This is a genomic window from Kluyvera sp. STS39-E (assembly GCF_040932435.1).
GTDB lineage: Bacteria > Pseudomonadota > Gammaproteobacteria > Enterobacterales > Enterobacteriaceae > Kluyvera.
The window spans coordinates 155,196-173,684 of sequence record NZ_JBFQGA010000010.1; the positions used below are offsets into that span (position 1 = coordinate 155,196).

Sequence of the window (18,489 nt, forward strand, 5' to 3'; positions counted from 1 at the left end):
ATTGGACCAGTAATTTAAAGCTGGCATATTTTTATATTAATGGAATGGATGCTAGGGATATTATTCATGAATAATTCTATCTGTGGTCAGGGTAATCAAAACCACAAATTTGTTTTCACCGGTAAGGGTTGGGACTATTTTATTATTTGCCTTGTAAATTTTTTACTGAGTTGTATTACCCTAGGGGTGTATACGCCATGGGCGATCGTGAGATGTCGTCGTTATATTTATGAGAAAATGACGCTTAACGGACAGCACTTTGTCTATAAGGCAACGGGTGGGGCTATTTTTGTTAGTTTTCTATTGATTATGGTTATTTCTGTTGCCAGCGTGAGTTTTATTGCTAATAACAGTCCGTTTATCGGTTTTTCTTTAATTGGCTTATTGGTCGCAGCCCTTCCATTGATGACAATTAAGAGCCTGCAATATCAGGCGATAATGACATCGCTTAACGGCGTGCGTTTTGGCTTTAACTGCTCAACATTCCAAGCGTGGCTCTATATGTTGGCGGTGCCAGTGGTGCTTGCTCTAATAAACTGGGCCGTGGTTTATCTGCTGATTCTTGCCACCGATTGGGTTGAAATGCTTGTCAGAATAGCATTTATCGCGTTTGTGGGAATTGTGGGCATGGGTGTCACCTACGGTATTACCTATGCAAAATGGATGCAGTTAGTGGGTAATGGCGGATATTTCGGTATTCACCGGTTTGCCATAAGTGTTGATATGAAAATGTGCGTAGTGGGATGCATTAAAGCCGTGTTAGTGCTGCTGCCATTTGTTGTTGTGATTGCCTGGCTGATTGCCCCCATTTTTCTGCAAATGATGATGTTGGCTGTGCTAGGCGTGGCCGACGACGAATTTATCTTGGAAAATCAGAGCAGAATAATCGCGTGCTATTTTCTTTATTTCACTGGAATTATTGTGGTTGGAAGTTTTTTGTACACCACACTACGTAATCTGTTTATGAATAACCTCGTATTGGCTGAGGGAAAGATCCGCTTTCATTCTTCGGTTACCGTGCATGGCTTAGTCTGGCGTTTTGTACTGGTGATATTTATTTCGGGCATTACGTTTGGACTGGGCTATCCGTGGATGAAAATGTGGCTGGTCAGTTGGCTGGCCAGTCATTCCCATGTACAGGGTGATTTGGATGCGTTGGAACTGACTGACCATCAAGAAGAGCTGGCCACAGGCCCGGCAATGTGGGTATCACGCGGTGTGATGACCTACTTCCCGTTCATCTGATACAACAAGGCCGGAGCAAGCTCCGGCCTTTATTACAGCAATAACCTTAACGGCAATTACAGCGCGGCGATGACCGCCTGCTGCTCAATCAGCTTCGCTTTAGCTTGTGCATAACCATCCAGCTTTTCACGCTCTTTGGCAATTACCGCTTCCGGTGCGCGCGCCACAAAGCCTTCGTTAGACAGCTTGTTCTCGATGCGGCTGATTTCACCTTCGATCTTCGCGACTTCTTTCGCCAGACGCGCCAGCTCATCTTCTTTGTTGATGAGGCCAGCCATCGGGATCAGCAGCTCGGCGCCGTCGATGATTTTGGTCACGGAAACCGGGCCTTTATCATCAGCAGGTAGCACGGTGATGCTTTCCAGACGTGCTAGGTTCAGCAGGAAGCTCATGTTGTCATTCACACGGCGCATCGCGTCAGCGCTGCAACCGCGCAGCAGAAGCTCCAACGGTTTGCCTGGGGCAATGTTCATTTCTGCGCGGATGTTACGCACGGCAACGATCGCCTGCTTCAGCCATTCGGTGTCAGCCAGTGCTGCTTCATCAACCTGAGCGGCATCGTATTCTGGGAACGGCTGCAGCATGATGGTATCGGCGGTGTTGCCGCAAAGTACCTTCACGCGCTGCCAGATTTCTTCGGTGATGAATGGAATGATTGGGTGCGCAAGGCGCAGTAAACCTTCCAGAACGGTCACCAGCGTATTGCGGGTGCCGCGCAGTTCCGCTTCAGAGCCACCGGTCATGACCGGTTTAGTCAGCTCCAAGTACCAGTCGCAGAACTGGTTCCAGGTGAATTCGTACAGGATGCCCGCAGCGATATCGAAGCGGAAGTTATCCAGCGCTTCACGGTACGCTTTGATGGTCTGGTTGAACTCAGCCAGAATCCAGCGATCGGCCAGTGATAGGGTCATTTCGCCGCCGTTGAAGCCGCAATCCTGATCTTCGGTGTTCATCAGCACGAAGCGGCTGGCGTTCCACAGCTTGTTACAGAAGTTACGGTAACCTTCCAGACGCTTCATGTCCCAGTTGATGTCACGGCCGGTAGAGGCCAGCGCTGCCAGGGTGAAACGCAGAGCATCGGTGCCGTGCGGCTCGATGCCGTCTGGGAACTGTTTCTCGGTACGCTTAGCAATTTTCTCAGCCAACTGCGGCTGCATCATGTTGCCGGTACGTTTCTCCAGCAGGTCCGGCAGGGAGATACCGTCGACCATATCCAGTGGGTCAATAACGTTACCCTTGGACTTGGACATCTTCTGGCCTTCGTCATCACGAATCAGACCGGTCATGTAGATGGTCTTGAACGGGATCTGCGGCTTGCCGTCTTCATCTTTGATGAAGTGCATGGTCATCATGATCATGCGGGCAATCCAGAAGAAGATGATGTCGAAGCCGGAAACCATCACGCTGGTTGGGTGGAATTGACGCAGCGCGTCGGTGTTTTCCGGCCAGCCGAGGGTCGAGAAGGTCCACAGCGCGGAGGAGAACCACGTATCCAGAACGTCTTCGTCCTGACGCAGCGCAACGTCGGCGCTAAGGTTGTTTTCCTGTCGCACTTCGTCTTCGGTACGACCTACGTAGACGTTGCCGTCGTTGTCATACCATGCCGGGATACGGTGACCCCACCACAGCTGACGAGAGATACACCAGTCCTGAATATCGCGCATCCAAGAGAAGTACATATTTTCGTACTGTTTTGGCACGAACTGGATGTCGCCGTTTTCAACCGCTTCCACCGCCGGTTTCGCCAGCACGTCGGCACGCACGTACCACTGGTCGGTGAGCATTGGTTCGATAACCACGCCGCCACGGTCGCCGTAAGGCACGGTTAGGTCGTGCGGTTTAATCTCTTCCAGCAGACCCAGTGCGTCGATGGCTGCGACGATAGCTTTACGGGCGGCAAAGCGCTCCAGATTCTGGAATTCGGCCGGGATCGCGTTGGAGTAAACATCGGACTCTTCGCCTTTGGTGTCGTAAACTTCCGCGCTTTCGCGGATATCGCCATCAAAGGTCAGAATATTAATCATCGGCAGGGCGTGACGACGACCGACTTCATAGTCGTTGAAGTCGTGTGCCGGGGTGATTTTCACGCAGCCGGTGCCTTTTTCCATATCGGCGTGTTCATCACCCACGATAGGAATACGGCGGTTAACCAGCGGCAGAACAACAAATTTGCCAATCAGATCTTTGTAGCGTGGATCTTCTGGGTTAACGGCGACGCCGGTATCGCCCAGAATGGTTTCTGGACGAGTAGTCGCAACGACCAGGTAATCTTTACCGTCTGCGGTTTTCGCGCCGTCAGCCAGCGGATAACGGATGTGCCACATCGAGCCTTTTGACTCGCGGTTTTCCACTTCGAGGTCAGAAATAGCGGTGCGCAGTTTCGGGTCCCAGTTTACTAGGCGCTTGCCACGGTAAATCAGGTCTTCTTTGTACAGGCGGACAAAGACTTCTTTCACGGCATTGGAAAGGCCTTCATCCATAGTGAAACGCTCGCGCTCCCAGTCAACGGAGTTGCCGAGACGACGCATCTGGCGGGTAATAGTGCCGCCAGATTCAGCCTTCCACTGCCAAATTTTGTCGATAAACGCATCGCGACCGTAGTCGTGACGGGTTTTACCTTCTTCAGCGGCAATCTTACGCTCAACCACCATCTGGGTTGCAATACCCGCGTGGTCGGTACCGGCCTGCCACAGGGTGTTTTTACCCTGCATGCGCTGGTAGCGAATCATGGTATCCATGATGGTCTGCTGGAAAGCATGACCCATATGCAAACTGCCGGTGACGTTCGGCGGCGGGATCATGATGCAGAAGGACTCTTTGCTTTCATCGCCGTTAGGCTTGAAATAGCCCTGCTTTTCCCAGTGCTCGTAAAGCGGCTGTTCGATATCTTGTGGGTTATATGTCTTTTCCATTATTTCCAGGTTGCCGTATTCAGGTTAAAACCAGCCACGCGGTAGGCTTTGTAGCGATCGCGTGCGAGTTGTTTCAGATTTTCTTCGTAAGGGACGAAGTCTACCACTTCTGTGAAAGCGGTGGCAAAATCTACAAGATTGACCCGTAGACTGATCAGAATGTCCCGCGGGCTGCTGTTGCGTTTGGCAGGCCAAGCAATTTCGACCGGCGCACCGCCGCGTGGGCCTTCTCCCGCCAGATTATGCGGTACAAAACTTTCCGGTGGACGTGTCCACAGGGCTTCATCTAGGCGAATGGCCTGCTGCTCGTCCTCGCAGGCGATAAGCACGCGCTTGCCGGCGCGCCAACGTTCTGCGGCAATTTCACACACTAACTGCTCAACGGCGCTAAGGTCGTCGACGGTGGTGTCGTTGTCCAGAATATAGAACGTTGCATTCTTCATAATATGGGGCTTCTTGTGATGGATTTAAATGCGAAGCCGGATAGCGCTACGCTTATCCGGCCTACGGTTAAATACCCAATGTAGGCCGGATAAGCGTAGCGTCATCCGGCATTTCAGCCTTACTCTTCGCCGTTAAACCCAGCGCGGTTCAGCAGGAACTGCGACAGCAGGGCAACAGGACGACCGGTTGCGCCTTTAGCCTTGCCGGAACGCCATGCAGTACCGGCGATATCAAGGTGTGCCCAGTTGTACTTACGGGTAAAGCGCGCCAAGAAGCAGCCTGCGGTGATAGCGCCGCCTGGACGACCGCCAATGTTGGCCATATCCGCAAAGTTGGACTCTAACTGCTCTTGATACTCGTCACCCAGCGGCAGACGCCATGCGCGGTCACCGGCTTGTTCGGACGCGCCAATGAGCTCATGTGCCAGCGGGTTATGGTTCGACATCAGACCGGTGATGTGATGGCCCAAGGCAATCACGCAGGCGCCGGTCAGCGTCGCGACGTCGATGACCGCTTCTGGCTCAAAGCGCTCAACGTAGGTTAATACGTCACACAGCACCAGACGGCCTTCAGCATCGGTGTTCAACACTTCAACGGTTTGGCCGGACATGGTGGTCAGCACGTCGCCTGGACGATAGGCGCGTCCGCCAGGCATGTTTTCACAGCCCGCCAGTACGCCGATGACGTTAATCGGCAACTGAAGCTCAGCGACCATGCGCATCACGCCGTAAACCGCCGCCGCTCCGCACATGTCGTACTTCATCTCGTCCATGCCTTCGGCAGGTTTGATGGAGATACCGCCGGAGTCGAAGGTCAGGCCTTTGCCGACCAGCACAATCGGACGAACGTCCTCGGAAGCGACACCTTTATACTCAATGACCGACATCAGAGATTCGTTTTGCGAACCATCGCCGACCGCGAGATAGGAGTGCATCCCCAGCTCTTTCATTTGCTGTTCGCCAATGACGCGGGTGATGACATTCTTGCTGTAAGAGTCTGCCAACTGGCGCGCCTGGGAGGCGAGGTAAGCGGCGTTACAAATATTTGGCGGCATGTTGCCGAGGTCTTTTGCCGCTTTAATACCGGCGGCAATCGCTAGGCCGTGCTGAATCGCGCGTTCGCCGCTGGTCAGTTCACGACGGGTTGGCACGTTGAAGACCATTTTACGCAGCGGGCGACGCGGCTCGCTTTTGTTGGTTTTAAGCTGGTCGAAGCTGTACAGCGTTTCTTTTGCCGTTTCGACGGCCTGACGCACTTTCCAGTAGTTGTTGCGTCCCTTAACGTGCAGTTCGGTCAAGAAGCAGACGGCTTCCATGGAGCCGGTATCATTCAGGGTATTAATTGTTTTCTGAATAACCTGCTTATACTGACGCTCATCAAGCTCGCGCTCTTTCCCGCAGCCGATAAGCAAGATGCGCTCTGACAACACGTTAGGTACGTGGTGCAGCAATAAGGTCTGCCCCGGTTTGCCTTCTAATTCGCCACGGCGCAGCAGCGCACTGATATAGCCGTCGCTGATTTTATCGAGCTGTTCGGCAATGGGAGAAAGCCGACGTGGTTCGAATACGCCCACGACGATACAGGCACTCCGCTGCTTCTCCGGGCTACCACTTTTTACACTGAACTCCATGCACTACGCTCCTGAATCTTAAAGACAACGGCGGTGGCTACGGATAGAATTGCAAGCTTACGTAACTCATTTCCGCTGTTGCGGTGACTTCGTGTTAATCTTAACGTTATTACGGTGTTGGCGCGTCAGAACATTTCCTGAAACGTGAAACCGCTGAGTCATTTAATCTTAGCGATGTTTTCGACGACTCAAGAGAATAAATGACGTTTAAGCCATGAAACAAGCTATTTTCCTGCAATAAGACGGGTTTTTACGGGCGTATTTATAGTGATAATCATACGATATCTGGTGCGGGAGACGCTAAAAAGCCAGCTTGCCATCCTCTTCATTCTACTTCTGATCTTCTTTTGTCAGAAATTGGTGAGGATCCTTGGCGCAGCGGTTGACGGCGATATCCCGACAAACCTGGTGCTTTCTTTGCTGGGGCTCGGCGTGCCTGAGATGGCGCAGCTTATCCTCCCGCTGAGTCTGTTCCTAGGTCTATTGATGACGCTGGGCAAGCTGTATACCGAAAGTGAAATTACGGTCATGCACGCGTGTGGCCTAAGTAAAGCGGTACTGATTAAAGCGGCGATGGTGCTGGCGCTGTTTACCGGGACTGTCGCGGCGGTGAACGTGATGTGGGCGGGACCGTGGTCGTCTCGTCATCAGGACGAAGTGCTGTCGGAAGCCAAGGCAAATCCGGGAATGGCAGCCTTAGCGCAAGGGCAATTCCAGCAGTCCAGCGATGGTAACGCGGTGCTGTTTATCGAAGGCGTGAAAGGTGCGAGCTTCCATGATGTCTTCTTGGCACAGCTTCGTCCAAAAGGCAGCGCGCGTCCTTCGGTGGTGGTTGCAGATACCGGCCAGCTTTCCCAGCTTAAAGATGGCTCCCAGGTGGTCACCTTAAACCAAGGGACCCGCTTTGAAGGCACCGCGATGCTGCGCGATTTCCGTATTACCGATTTCAAAAACTATAAGGCCGTTATTGGTCATCAAACGGTGGCTTCAGACCCGACCGATACCGAGCAAATGAACATGAGCACGCTGTGGAAGACTGACACTAACCGCGCTCGAGCGGAATTGCACTGGCGTTTCACGCTGGTCGCCACGGTCTTTATTATGGCGCTGATGGTCGTTCCACTGAGCGTGGTTAACCCACGCCAAGGGCGCGTGCTGTCGATGCTGCCTGCCATGTTGCTGTATCTGGTGTTCTTCTTGCTGCAGACCTCGCTGAAGTCGAATGCGGGTAAAGGCAAAATTGATCCCGGGTTGTGGATGTGGACCGTGAACGTGCTCTACTTCGCTTTAGCCGTGGTGTTGAACCTGTGGGATACCATCCCAATGCGCCGTTTCCGCGCCCGTTTCACGCATAGAGGAGCGGTATAATGCAGCCGTTTGGTGTACTTGACCGCTACATCGGCAAGACCATTTTCACCACCATCATGATGACGCTGTTCATGCTGGTGTCGCTCTCCGGCATCATCAAGTTTGTCGATCAGCTGAAAAAAGCCGGGCAGGGCAGTTACGACGCGTTGGGCGCGGGGTTATATACCATCCTCAGCGCGCCAAAAGATGTGCAGATTTTCTTCCCAATGGCTGCTCTGTTGGGGGCTTTGCTGGGGCTTGGCATGTTGGCTCAGCGCAGCGAGTTGGTGGTTATGCAGGCATCCGGGTTTACCCGCATGCAGGTAGCCTTGGCCGTGATGAAAACGGCTATCCCGCTGGTGCTGCTGACCATGGCGATGGGGGAATGGGTTGCGCCGCAGGGTGAGCAAATGGCGCGTAACTATCGTGCCCAGCAGATGTACGGCGGCTCGCTGCTTTCCACACAGCAAGGAATGTGGGCGAAAGATGGTCACAGTTTTGTTTATATCGAACGGGTGAAAGGCAGCGACGAGCTGGGTGGCGTGAGCATCTATGCGTTTAACGATGAACGTCGTTTGCAGTCCGTGCGTTATGCCGCTAGCGCCAAGTTCGATAATGAACAAAAGGTGTGGCGACTGTCGCAGGTGGATGAGTCCAACCTGAGCGACCCAAAACAGATTACCGGCACACAAACGGTAAGCGGCACGTGGAAAACCACCCTCACGCCTGACAAACTTGGCGTGGTGGCGCTGGACCCGGATGCGCTTTCTATTAGCGGCCTGCACAACTACGTTAAATACCTGAAAGCCAGTGGACAAGACTCTGGGCGCTACCAGCTCAACATGTGGAGCAAGGTCTTCCAGCCGCTCTCCGTGGCGGTGATGATGCTGATGGCGCTATCGTTTATCTTCGGCCCGCTACGTAGCGTAGCGATGGGTGTGCGCGTGGTGACGGGGATTAGCTTTGGTTTTGTGTTCTACGTCCTCGACCAGATCTTTGGCCCGCTGACGCTGGTATACGGCATCCCGCCGATTATCGGTGCGTTGCTGCCAAGCGCAAGCTTCTTCCTGATAAGCCTGTGGCTGATGATGCGAAAAGGCTAACCCCTCTTGTAGCCCGGCCGAGCGAACGCGACGCCGGGTTTTTTATGCCCGCAATTTCCCCGCCGTTGCACACGCCGCACGAATACGTAGGCCGGATAAGGCGTTCACGCCGCCATCCGGCAGGTGTGGCAAGATGCCCGATGGCGCTGCGCTTATCGGGCCTACGTTCTTCTTTCGCTAGCGGCGTCTGCCGCCGAGCAGGCTGCCCAGCATGCCGCGCACGATTTGATTCGTTACCTGGCGCACGGCGCTTTTAGCCGCCGTTTGCACCAGCCCGTCGTGCTTACCGCCGCGCGGCCCGGTGGTGCCAAAGATAATGTCTTTCAGCCCACCCAATATGCCGTCATCGTCTTTTTGCTGCTGGTCTTGCGCTGGCGGCGCATCTGCCTGTCCCGCGCTGTTCTGTACGCCTTTTTGCAGCATCTCAAACGCCGATTCTCTATCTACCTCATCTTCATATTTGCCGTACAGTGGCGAATTATTAATGAGTACGTTGCGTTCATCGTCGGTAACCGGCCCCATCCGCGAGCAGGGGGCAATGACCATCGCTCGCTCTACCACCGATGGGCTGCCTTTCTCATCGAGGAAGGAGATTAACGCCTCGCCTGTACCTAGCTCCTGAATCGCCTGTTCGGTGTTAAATGCCGGGTTAGCGCGCATTGTCTGCGCTGCGGTTTTCACCGCTTTTTGATCCTTGGGCGTAAAGGCGCGCAGCGCATGCTGCACCCGGTTCCCCAACTGCCCCAGCACGACATCGGGAATATCCGCCGGGTTCTGCGAGACAAAGTAGACGCCAACACCTTTTGAGCGAATCAGGCGGATCACCTGCTCGATTTTATCCAGCAGTACCTGCGGCGCATCGTTAAACAGCAGGTGTGCTTCGTCGAAGAAGAACACCAGTTTCGGTTTTTCCAGATCGCCCGCTTCCGGCAGCTGTTCGTATAGTTCGGAGAGCATCCACAGCAGGCTTGCGGCGTACAGCTTTGGCATCTGATAGAGCTTTTCGGCACTGAGGATATTGATGATGCCTTTGCCGTTGCTGTCGGTGCGCATCCAGTCTTTGATGTCCAGCATAGGTTCGCCAAAGAAGTGTTCGGCACCTTGCTGCTCCAGCGTGAGCAGGCCACGCTGAATAGCACCGACGGAGGCGCTGCTGATGTTGCCATACTGGGTTTGGAACGATTTGGCGTTATCGCCGATGTATTGGGTAATGGCACGCAGGTCTTTAAAATCGAGCAACAGTAGACCCCGATCGTCGGCAATGCGGAAGATGATGTTGAGCACCCCGGACTGCACTTCATTGAGATTAAGCAGACGAGCCAACAGCAAAGGCCCGAGGTCCGACACGGTGGCGCGTACCGGATGCCCTCTCTCGCCAAAGATATCCCACAGCACAACCGGATTTGTATGAGGCTCCCAGTCGGTGACGCCGATTTTACTCAGCCGAGTCTGCAGCTTCTCAGACGCCTGACCTTCACGGGCTATGCCGGTGAGGTCGCCTTTGACATCGGCCATAAATACCGGCACGCCAATCTCAGAGAACGACTCGGCCAGCTTTTGCAGAGTGACGGTTTTTCCTGTCCCCGTCGCGCCGGTAACCAGCCCATGTCGATTGGCCATTCCGGGAAGCAAAAACAGCTGCGTGTCTAAGGTGCGTGCAATTAGCAAAGGTGCGCTCATGGGTCATTCCTCCATTTTCTCTGCGTCGAGTATAGGCAAAACAACGACATTGCGACGCAGTAAATTGTCCGTTTTGCGGTGCGTTATCCAGCGAGGGTTGTGCTTTGCATGCGGTTTGCTTTTTTTTGGAAGGCTATGCCCAAATTCATTATTAGCGGGAGAAAACAGCTAGTCGAGGATGTTATTGAAGGGGTAGTGTTGTCCCGCGGCTCCACGGCCATTAACTACGGCTGGAGGCTTTTAAATCGTGTGGGAGAACCGGCGGCAGAGCACCGCCGGTAGCACATCAGAAGTCTGCTTTCAGCACCACGCGGTAACGTGCTTTGCCGTCACGTACGTGTTGGATAGCATCGTTGATTTTTGACATCGGGAACAGCTCGGTAATGGGTGCAACCTTGCTGCGTCCAGCAAACTTCATCAGTTTGCGCAGTTCGAACGGATTACCCGTTGCCGAACCAGAGATGCTGCGGTCACCGCCAATCAGCGTAAAGGCCGGCACCGGCAGCGGCGTTAGCACGGCGCCAACGGTATGGAAGTTGCCACCCGATGCCAGCGCTTCAAAGTAAGGCTGCCAGTTAAGGTCGACGTTGACGGTGTTGATGATAAGGTCAAACTGACCCGCCAACTCTTTCAGGGCTTCTGGTGAACGGCTGTTCACCACATGGTCTGCGCCCATCGCCCGTACTTCCTGCTCTTTCGAGGGGTTCGAGCTAAATGCGGTGACTTCGGCGCCCATAGCGCGCAGCAGCTTAATTGCGATATGCCCAAGCCCACCAATCCCGATAACGCCTACGCGGCTGGTGGCGGTAACATGATGCATCAGCAGCGGTTTAAATACGGTAATCCCGCCGCACAGCATTGGGCCAGCGGTTTCAATATCGATGTTGTCCGGCAGCGGAATTACCCATTGCCAGTCGGCGCGAAGTTTATCGGCAAAGCCGCCGTGGTTAAGGATGGTCGGTACCGAACCTTCGGTACAGTTAATCTGGTTGCCGTCGATACAGGCATCGCAGTGGCCACAGCTTCGCGCTGTCCAGCCAATCCCCACGCGCTGACCGATCTTCAGTCCTTTACTCTGCGCGGCGCTGCCTAGCGCAACCACGTGCCCAATCACCTCATGACCGGCAACCAGTGGATACTGCGAGAATCCCCATTCATTGTCGATCATCGACAGATCCGAGTGGCAGATCCCACAGTAGTCAACCTTCACCTCAACATCTTCCGGCAGTAATTCACCGGCATCGTATTCCCAAACTTCCAGTTCTTCCCCGGCATTTTTTGCCGCGTAGCTTTTTATTATGGACATCGTGTATCTCTTTCGTGTGGTGTTGAACAGAGAGTGTAGAGCATGTGGGGGCAGGGTGCTTGGCGGAAGAGGGGATTATGCAGAGGGGATAAATGTGATGGAGATGGAAGAGTGCTGTTTTTTTCGGCACTTAGCGCGCCGAGTGCAAGCTGGTGCTTGCAAGGTGGCGCGTGGTAGGTATAATCCACAACGTTTTCCGCATACCTTTCCGTGCCGGAGTGGCGAAATCGGTAGACGCAGTTGATTCAAAATCAACCGTAGAAATACGTGCCGGTTCGAGTCCGGCCTTCGGCACCAAAAGTATGTAAATAGACCTCAACTGAGGTCTTTTTTTATGCCTGAAATCCGCGCCATATAAGGCTTTCCGCGATTTTCCCTTCAGATGAAGTCAACCTGGGTCAACCCACATCAAGTCGCTTGTGAGTATATAACTGAGTATATATGCTGATTCGATAATGTTTGTATACTCACGGCGGTACATGGAAGGAGAACCATCATGGCTCTGACTGATACTAAAGTCCGTTCGGCAAAACCTGAAGATAATGCAAACCCACTATCTGATGGTGATGGCCTGTTTTTACTGGTGCATGCGAATGGCTCCAAATATTGGCGATTTCGTTTTCGCTTTGGTGGCAAACAGCATGTGATGGCGTTTGGCGTTTATCCCGAAGTTTCACTTGCGGATGCCAGGAAGAAAAGGGAGGAGGCCAGGAAGCTGGTAGCTGCTGGTATCGATCCACGCGAACATAAACGTGCAGTGAAAGAAGAACAGGCGAAAGAGATTATTACTTTCGAGAAGGTTGCCCGAGATTGGCTCGCGACCAACCAGAAATGGTCGGAAGACCACGCTGAGCGTGTGAAAAAGAGTCTGGAGGATAATGTTTTTCCGGCGATTGGGACGCGCAATATTGCTGAATTGAGCACCCGCGATTTGTTACTTCCCATTAAGGCCGTAGAGACGTCTGGACGTCTTGAAGTGGCTTCCCGTCTCCAACAACGTACTACGGCCATCATGCGTTATGCAGTACAAAGCGGTTTAATTGATTACAATCCGGCTCAGGAGATGGCAGGAGCGGTTGCTTCTGGCAATCGAAAGCATCGTCCTGCGCTGGCCTTAAAGCGTATTCCAGAACTGCTTCAGAAAATAGATGGCTATACCGGAAGACCATTAACCCGTTGGGCAACCGAACTCACCCTGCTTATCTTTATTCGTTCCAGTGAACTGCGTTTTGCACGCTGGTCGGAGATAGATTTTGAAACCTCGATGTGGACGATCCCTCCTGAGAGAGAACCCATACCTGGCGTTAAGCATTCTCATCGCGGCTCAAAGATGCATACACCGCATCTGGTGCCTTTGTCTAAGCAGGCGCAGGAGATCCTGAAACAGATAAAGCAGTTCTGTGGCAAGCATGAACTGATTTTCATTGGCGATCACGATCCACGTAAACCCATGAGTGAAAACACGGTGAACAGTGCATTGCGGGTGATGGGCTATGACACCAAGGTTGAGGTTTGTGGTCACGGCTTCCGCACGATGGCCTGTAGCTCATTGATTGAGTCAGGGCTATGGTCGAAGGATGCGGTAGAACGGCAGATGAGCCATATGGAACGTAACTCAGTGCGGGCAGCGTATATCCATAAGGCGGAGTTTATCGACGAACGCAAACTGATGCTGCAATGGTGGGCGGATTTCCTAGATGCGAACCGGGAGAAAGGGATTACGCCGTTTGACTATGCGAAGATCAACCAAGGGAATGGTGAGTGAAATATTTGTCAGGGCGTATTTAAATTAAAATTGACTGACCAGCCCCTAGTGGAGCTGGTCAGTGGTTTATTCCGGGAACATTATTTGAATAACATCCACTCATAATAGATTTGGATGTGGTGCATTTATATCAATGAACGCCCAATGCTTTATACACAGCATCCACCGGATCTGCATAGAAACTGATTTGGAATTTGGAGAAAATTTCAGCAGGCACAGTTGGGATATCAGAAGCTGATGCCATCGGCAGCAGCACACGTTTGCCCCCACTATCCATTGCCAGTTGCAAACTACCAGCCAGATCTTCGACCGGATTCACCACACCACCAAGTGTCATATCTCCGAGCACGACCATCTGTTCTTGCACTGGCTTGCCCATCAAAATGGAACAGAAGGCTACCAAGGCGGCAAGGCTGGTTTTGGTACTAGGGCCTGAGTTATGTAACTCAACGGCATGTAGATGGTATTCATGCTCGGAAAATTTGGCGGTAGCACTGATGCGATTTAGGTTGCCTTTGAAATAATCAAAACCTATACGGATTGCTTCTTTTGCTGGTGTATTGGAGCCTAGGCCAGATGTCGTGTGTTTACCATTACCGGGGGTCATCTGAGTCTCGAAGCGATACAGGCCCAGTTGGCCTGTGACACCCTTGGTAACCATGTGCACAACTCCCGGTTTACTCAGACCTTCGGGGATCAACTGGCTCCCGCCTTGCTCAGGTACATTGACGAAAAACTCTTCCAGAGTTTCGTTGTCGAGATAGCTGAAATGAACATCGAAAAACTCCATGCCGCCTAGTTTTTTCAACTGCTCTTTGATTCTACGACGTAACTCTAATGCGTAGGTGAGACAAGGACGTACCTCCTCTTTACCAAACACACCATGAGGATACAGTAATTTGAGCAAACCTGAGACCGTGCGGCGTACTGCGATTACATCGCGTTGGTTGAGGTTGTTCCCGAGTTTAAAGAAGCGGTCGATAGCATCAGAGAAACTACGCTTGCGCATTTCTCGCATATATTCGGCCAGATAGTCGGTGATCAGACCGTAGTTATTGGTAAAAAATTCAGGCCGCATCTTAGGGATATCCCAGCCTGGGATATAGGCATGGAAACGGTCAAAGAAGGCTGTATCGATCATCGCTTCCGGGAAAGGTGCCAGCAGGTGACTGGTTTTGACTAACGTTTCTACGCTTTGGTTTATGTTGCCGACAAATACCATGGATGCTTTGGCTTCGATAGAATCACGGCCACGGGAAAAAGAGCCCGATGCCATGTAATCCTTCATGATCTGGACACCATCTTTATCCTTGAAGGTAATACCAGCCACTTCGTCAAAAGCTACTACATCCCACATGCCTACCAGCCCAACCTGCCGGGAACTCATGTTGTAAAACAGATTGGCGACCGTCGTCTGGCCACCTGAGACTAGTAATGAATTAGGCGAGCACTCTTTATAGACGTGGCTTTTACCGGTACCACGTGGGCCGAGTTCGCAGACGTTATAGTTGTTCTCAACAAAGGGGATCATCCGCGTTAACAGATGCCATTTCACCCGTTGCTTCAGATTGGTTGGCTCCATGCCAATAGAGCGGATCAGGGTATCCAGCCATTGGTCTGTTGAGAAATTAGCCCGGGCGGCAAAAAGTTCTTCCATATCCATGGAGGGCATCTGGATCGGCTTAAGGTTGAAAATTGAGAAGGGCGAAATTCTTTGCCCTTCTTCATAAAAATAGTTAAGAGTAACGATACACCAGATCCCCCCGGTGAGCAGCTTCTCGTTAGCTTTAACAATGTTGGCGGGGATCACGGCATCTTTGATACCGAGGTTCGAAAGCTGAGCCTCGTAGACATCTTTCTTCTGGTTGAGCTTTACTCCGATCTTATCGATCACTTTAAAGCTACCACGCTCACGAATCAGAGATTTTACTTTCTCAGCCTCATCCGGGCGAACATAGTTCTCAGCGAGGATTTTTTTGACGTTTTCAAGACCTTCGCGTACCACTTCATCATCGTCTGAAGCACAGTACATACCGAGCAGATATTCCAGTACATAGACAGGGACATTAGCCCCTTCTTTTAGCTGTTTGGTCAAATCCTTACGGACAACTTTACCCTTAAAGTAACGATTTAGACGGGCATCAAGATCCATGCTGGCATGCTGAGATAACTCATCGTCAATGCTGAGCATAGAAGCCTCATCAACAGTAGTTCCGCTCGGCTGGGCAAGCTTCTCCGTGTAAACGTCCATCTGCTGGATCACTACATTGTTCGTGATATGTGTGACATTCACCGCTGGCTCTTGTGCGGTTTCCTTTCCTACAAACTCACCTTCAGTAGGATTTATCTCATCATGTGGCATCTGGTATTGCTCCCGGGTACTGATTAGCTGGCACCCAACATTAGAATTTACTTATCACATCCACAGGATCGCTATTTTGCGAGCCATTAAAAACCGAATTCATCCTGGATTGCCAAATCAATAGTGACTGGATAGCGTGCCATTTCAATACCATCCTCATCATCAACGAGCAGCAATTGATACTGCGCCTTGCGGTCAAATTGAGCACCGGTCAGTTTTAAACGCACGTCTTGCTGGCGCTGATCCAGATTACTTGAGGTCGCTTCAAAGAGTAGCTTCTCAATAGCTGACACGGTTTGTTCTGAACTATCTAACACCGAGATACGAACCATTCTTGATTTATGACGTTCATCGACGGCATCGGTCTGCAGGAAGCGGATTTTATCGATAACATTTACCAGCTTAATGGGTTGGTATGCCGGAACTATGTCGACTTTGGTTTTTTCATGCAGAGTTTGTTTCTTGCCACGCAGCTCTTGTACTTCAAGTATTGGAACACAGACCTCTTGCAACATTGCACCACCATGGACGAAGCGGGCTCCACCAACAAAATGGAAACGGCTCACTCCTTTCGGAAGCCAGAATTCCACATCAGAGTTACCATCAACAATATTACGCAATTGCCCATGCCAGACATCTTCGTTTGTTGGTAAATTGCGACCAAGGAGATAGCGTTTTGAAGCTTCCAGAGTTCCAGATGGTTCGTATTTCAGAGACGATTTTACCCCGTTTTCAACTGAGGCCTGTTGGAATAAGAATCCATGATCGGCTGTGATAACTACGCGAGTAACGCCAAACCCATTGATAATTTTGTTGATGAGTCCATTCAGTTCGTCTATAGCCTGGCGGGCATGAATGAATGTCTTGAGCTCACTTTTCTGAGATTCACTCTGAGCATCGATGACATCGTGATAGACGTAGATTACCTTTGCGTCACCAACCGCCTCGTTAGCTTCTGCCCGGGTCCAGCTCAGCAGACTTTTGGCCGAAATCGCTATACCACCTACCTTACTTAGAATAGTGCTGCGATTTTCTAAACCCGCGCTGTTCTGTCCATCTACTAATACTGTTGAGTTGGTAGCGGCATAGTCAAGTTGCTGATGAGGGAGTAAGGCGGCCATGCCAAGTTGCGTGTAGCTAGGTAGTACCCCGAGCTGGCTCTTGAGCTGTGCAGAGAAGCGCTTGGCTTCATTTATCTGTCCCTGGAGCTCATGAGCAACTTCATAGCGCAAGGCATCACTGATAATAACAAACTGGCGCTTGACGCCGCTTTGGGTAAGGCGTTGTTTGATGACTGTATCATAGAAGCGATGCTGAGAAGGGAGACCAAGTTGCCAGTTATCAAGCAACTGCTCTTTATCTAGCAACCCATCCCATGTCAGTCCCAGTTGGTATAGATACCAGTTCACATACAGATCTTCGATTTTACTGGCCAGTACTGCCAGCACTTCTACCGACTGCCCTTGCAGATGCAATAGTGCTTCATTAAATAGGCGATAGGCTGCATCAAACTGGAACAATTCAGCTTCATAGGCAAGATACATTTCTTGCGCTGAAGTGTAATGAAAACCATCCGGTTTCGAACGGCGTAGTTCTAGCAACAATTCAGCTTGTTGCAGCGCCTGGTAAATATATGCATATTTAGGTATAGTTCTGGCCCAGAATCCATGTCGACGACGAGAGATTAGTTGGGCAAACTCTACTCGATTCAGTTTCAAGTCACCGTTGTTTAATCCAGATATCAGCTCACGGATCAAACCTTGTTCGACTGCTTCAAAGCCTTCGACTTCTCCCCAGAGCCAGATATCTTGCGCTGTCAGGCGTGAAGCAAGTTCGAGCTGATCCGCTACCTGTGCAGAGATGTCGGCAAAATTGCTGCTGTACTGGTTAGAATCACGCCAACCAGATAGTAGAGCCATAGCATTCGCACGTCCGGTGGGAGTGGCTAATAGTTGTGACTGTAGCCAGACAGGGCGCTCTTTAGCATCAAGCTGTTCGTAGCATTCACTCACCAGTAACTTACGAATCAGTTCGCGTAGTGACGGTTCTGTCCCTTCAGCTATGTGGTATCCATATTCACGGTTCATTAAATGCCAAAATGCAGGCAGCAATCCATGCTGTTCTAGCGGAAAAAGAGCGGTTTCAGCATTCTCAAGTAACCGATCGCCAATGCTTTTCATTATTTCGGCAATCTGAGCATGACAGGTCAGCACGACACTTATCATTTTCATATCAAGTGATAGCGGATCTTCTATGCCGCCACGGCCGTCCAGGCGACGTTTAAAGGCTGCAGTACGCTCCTTGTTGGCGAAAAAGCTTTTACGTGACGCGATGTGGTCGCGCAGCGCCATATTGGCGAGACCGAGGTCATTAAGCAGAATTGAGGCTGCATCAGCATAAAACGTGGTGCTATAACGACGTATATCGAGCAACCAGTCTTTAGCTGGTGATGGTTCTGAACTGGGCCAGTAGAGAAGGAACCCCTGCGTGGGTTCATCGATTTCAATGCGTTTGCGCGTCTGAAGCTGTGACTGCTCTGCCATATTGAGCACTATTACTGGCAACCCGTTCCACAGTATGGCGAGTTCTGTTAGCTGTGCAGTAAAGCTCTGTTCTGGGTCGTGCCAGAAAACAATCCTATCTGCGGTGAATTTGTTGTTAAGCCCGGTTTGAAGCTGAGTGATATCCATCAGTA

Annotated in this window: 11 protein-coding genes and 1 tRNA gene; 5 read left to right on the plus strand and 7 right to left on the minus strand. The window is 51.5% G+C overall.

Translation table 11 applies throughout. From position 1 onward, the window contains the following. The first annotated feature begins 66 nt into the window (after positions 1-66). The gene (locus tag AB4K05_RS20795) at positions 67-1,245 is read left to right on the plus strand and encodes a YjgN family protein (RefSeq protein ID WP_368481765.1); all 1,179 of its coding nucleotides are present in this window, start codon (positions 67-69) and stop codon (positions 1,243-1,245) included. Between the two features lie 56 nt (positions 1,246-1,301). On the opposite strand, the gene valS is transcribed toward AB4K05_RS20795, so the two are convergent. The 3 genes from valS to pepA all read right to left on the minus strand — a co-directional run bounded on the left by valS (position 1,302) and on the right by pepA (position 6,231). Next, positions 1,302-4,157, minus strand: a complete 2,856-nt coding sequence (gene valS, locus AB4K05_RS20800; protein ID WP_368481766.1) for a valine--tRNA ligase — start codon at positions 4,155-4,157, stop codon at positions 1,302-1,304. Continuing rightward, a complete protein-coding gene (gene holC / locus AB4K05_RS20805; protein WP_368481767.1) occupies positions 4,157-4,600 on the minus strand; it encodes a DNA polymerase III subunit chi in 444 nt (147 codons plus the stop codon). Before holC ends, valS begins: the two co-directional genes overlap by 1 nt. Before the next feature lie 119 nt (positions 4,601-4,719). Then, positions 4,720-6,231 (minus strand): leucyl aminopeptidase, encoded by a 1,512-nt coding sequence (gene pepA / locus AB4K05_RS20810; RefSeq protein WP_052282401.1) that lies wholly within the window; start codon positions 6,229-6,231, stop codon positions 4,720-4,722. A 267-nt stretch (positions 6,232-6,498) separates the two neighbouring features. Between pepA and lptF the strand changes: the two genes are divergently transcribed. Beyond that, positions 6,499-7,599 carry an LPS export ABC transporter permease LptF gene (gene lptF, locus AB4K05_RS20815; RefSeq protein WP_368481768.1) on the plus strand — a complete coding sequence of 367 codons (1,101 nt, stop codon included), beginning with the start codon at positions 6,499-6,501 and terminating at the stop codon, positions 7,597-7,599. After that, complete coding sequence (lptG, locus tag AB4K05_RS20820; RefSeq protein ID WP_368481769.1) at positions 7,599-8,681, plus strand: LPS export ABC transporter permease LptG; 1,083 nt, start codon at positions 7,599-7,601, stop codon at positions 8,679-8,681. The genes lptF and lptG overlap by 1 nt, the downstream gene beginning before the upstream one ends. A gap of 177 nt (positions 8,682-8,858) precedes the next feature. Here the strand turns inward: lptG and AB4K05_RS20825 are convergent, their stop codons facing one another. Both AB4K05_RS20825 and AB4K05_RS20830 read right to left on the minus strand, forming a co-directional pair. Then, positions 8,859-10,361, minus strand: coding sequence for a helicase HerA-like C-terminal domain-containing protein (locus tag AB4K05_RS20825; protein WP_368481770.1), 1,503 nt, complete (start codon positions 10,359-10,361; stop codon positions 8,859-8,861). A 286-nt stretch (positions 10,362-10,647) separates the two neighbouring features. Further along, the gene (locus tag AB4K05_RS20830) at positions 10,648-11,667 is read right to left on the minus strand and encodes an NAD(P)-dependent alcohol dehydrogenase (RefSeq protein ID WP_368481771.1); all 1,020 of its coding nucleotides are present in this window, start codon (positions 11,665-11,667) and stop codon (positions 10,648-10,650) included. A gap of 212 nt (positions 11,668-11,879) precedes the next feature. Between AB4K05_RS20830 and AB4K05_RS20835 the strand changes: the two genes are divergently transcribed. Further along, positions 11,880-11,964: transfer RNA gene (locus tag AB4K05_RS20835), tRNA-Leu, on the plus strand. Positions 11,965-12,163: 199 nt separating this feature from the next. Next, complete coding sequence (locus AB4K05_RS20840) at positions 12,164-13,432, plus strand: integrase arm-type DNA-binding domain-containing protein (RefSeq protein ID WP_094760997.1); 1,269 nt, start codon at positions 12,164-12,166, stop codon at positions 13,430-13,432. 130 nt (positions 13,433-13,562) lie between these two features. On the opposite strand, the gene brxL is transcribed toward AB4K05_RS20840, so the two are convergent. Together brxL and pglZ are read right to left on the minus strand one after the other, a co-directional pair. Next, on the minus strand, positions 13,563-15,623 hold the full coding sequence (brxL, locus tag AB4K05_RS20845) for a protease Lon-related BREX system protein BrxL (protein ID WP_171862425.1): 2,061 nt from the start codon (positions 15,621-15,623) through the stop codon (positions 13,563-13,565). Positions 15,624-15,880: 257 nt separating this feature from the next. Further along, positions 15,881-18,484: a BREX-1 system phosphatase PglZ type A gene (pglZ, locus tag AB4K05_RS20850; RefSeq protein ID WP_099433766.1), complete on the minus strand. Its 2,604-nt coding sequence runs from the start codon at positions 18,482-18,484 to the stop codon at positions 15,881-15,883. Between the last annotated feature and the right edge of the window lie 5 nt (positions 18,485-18,489).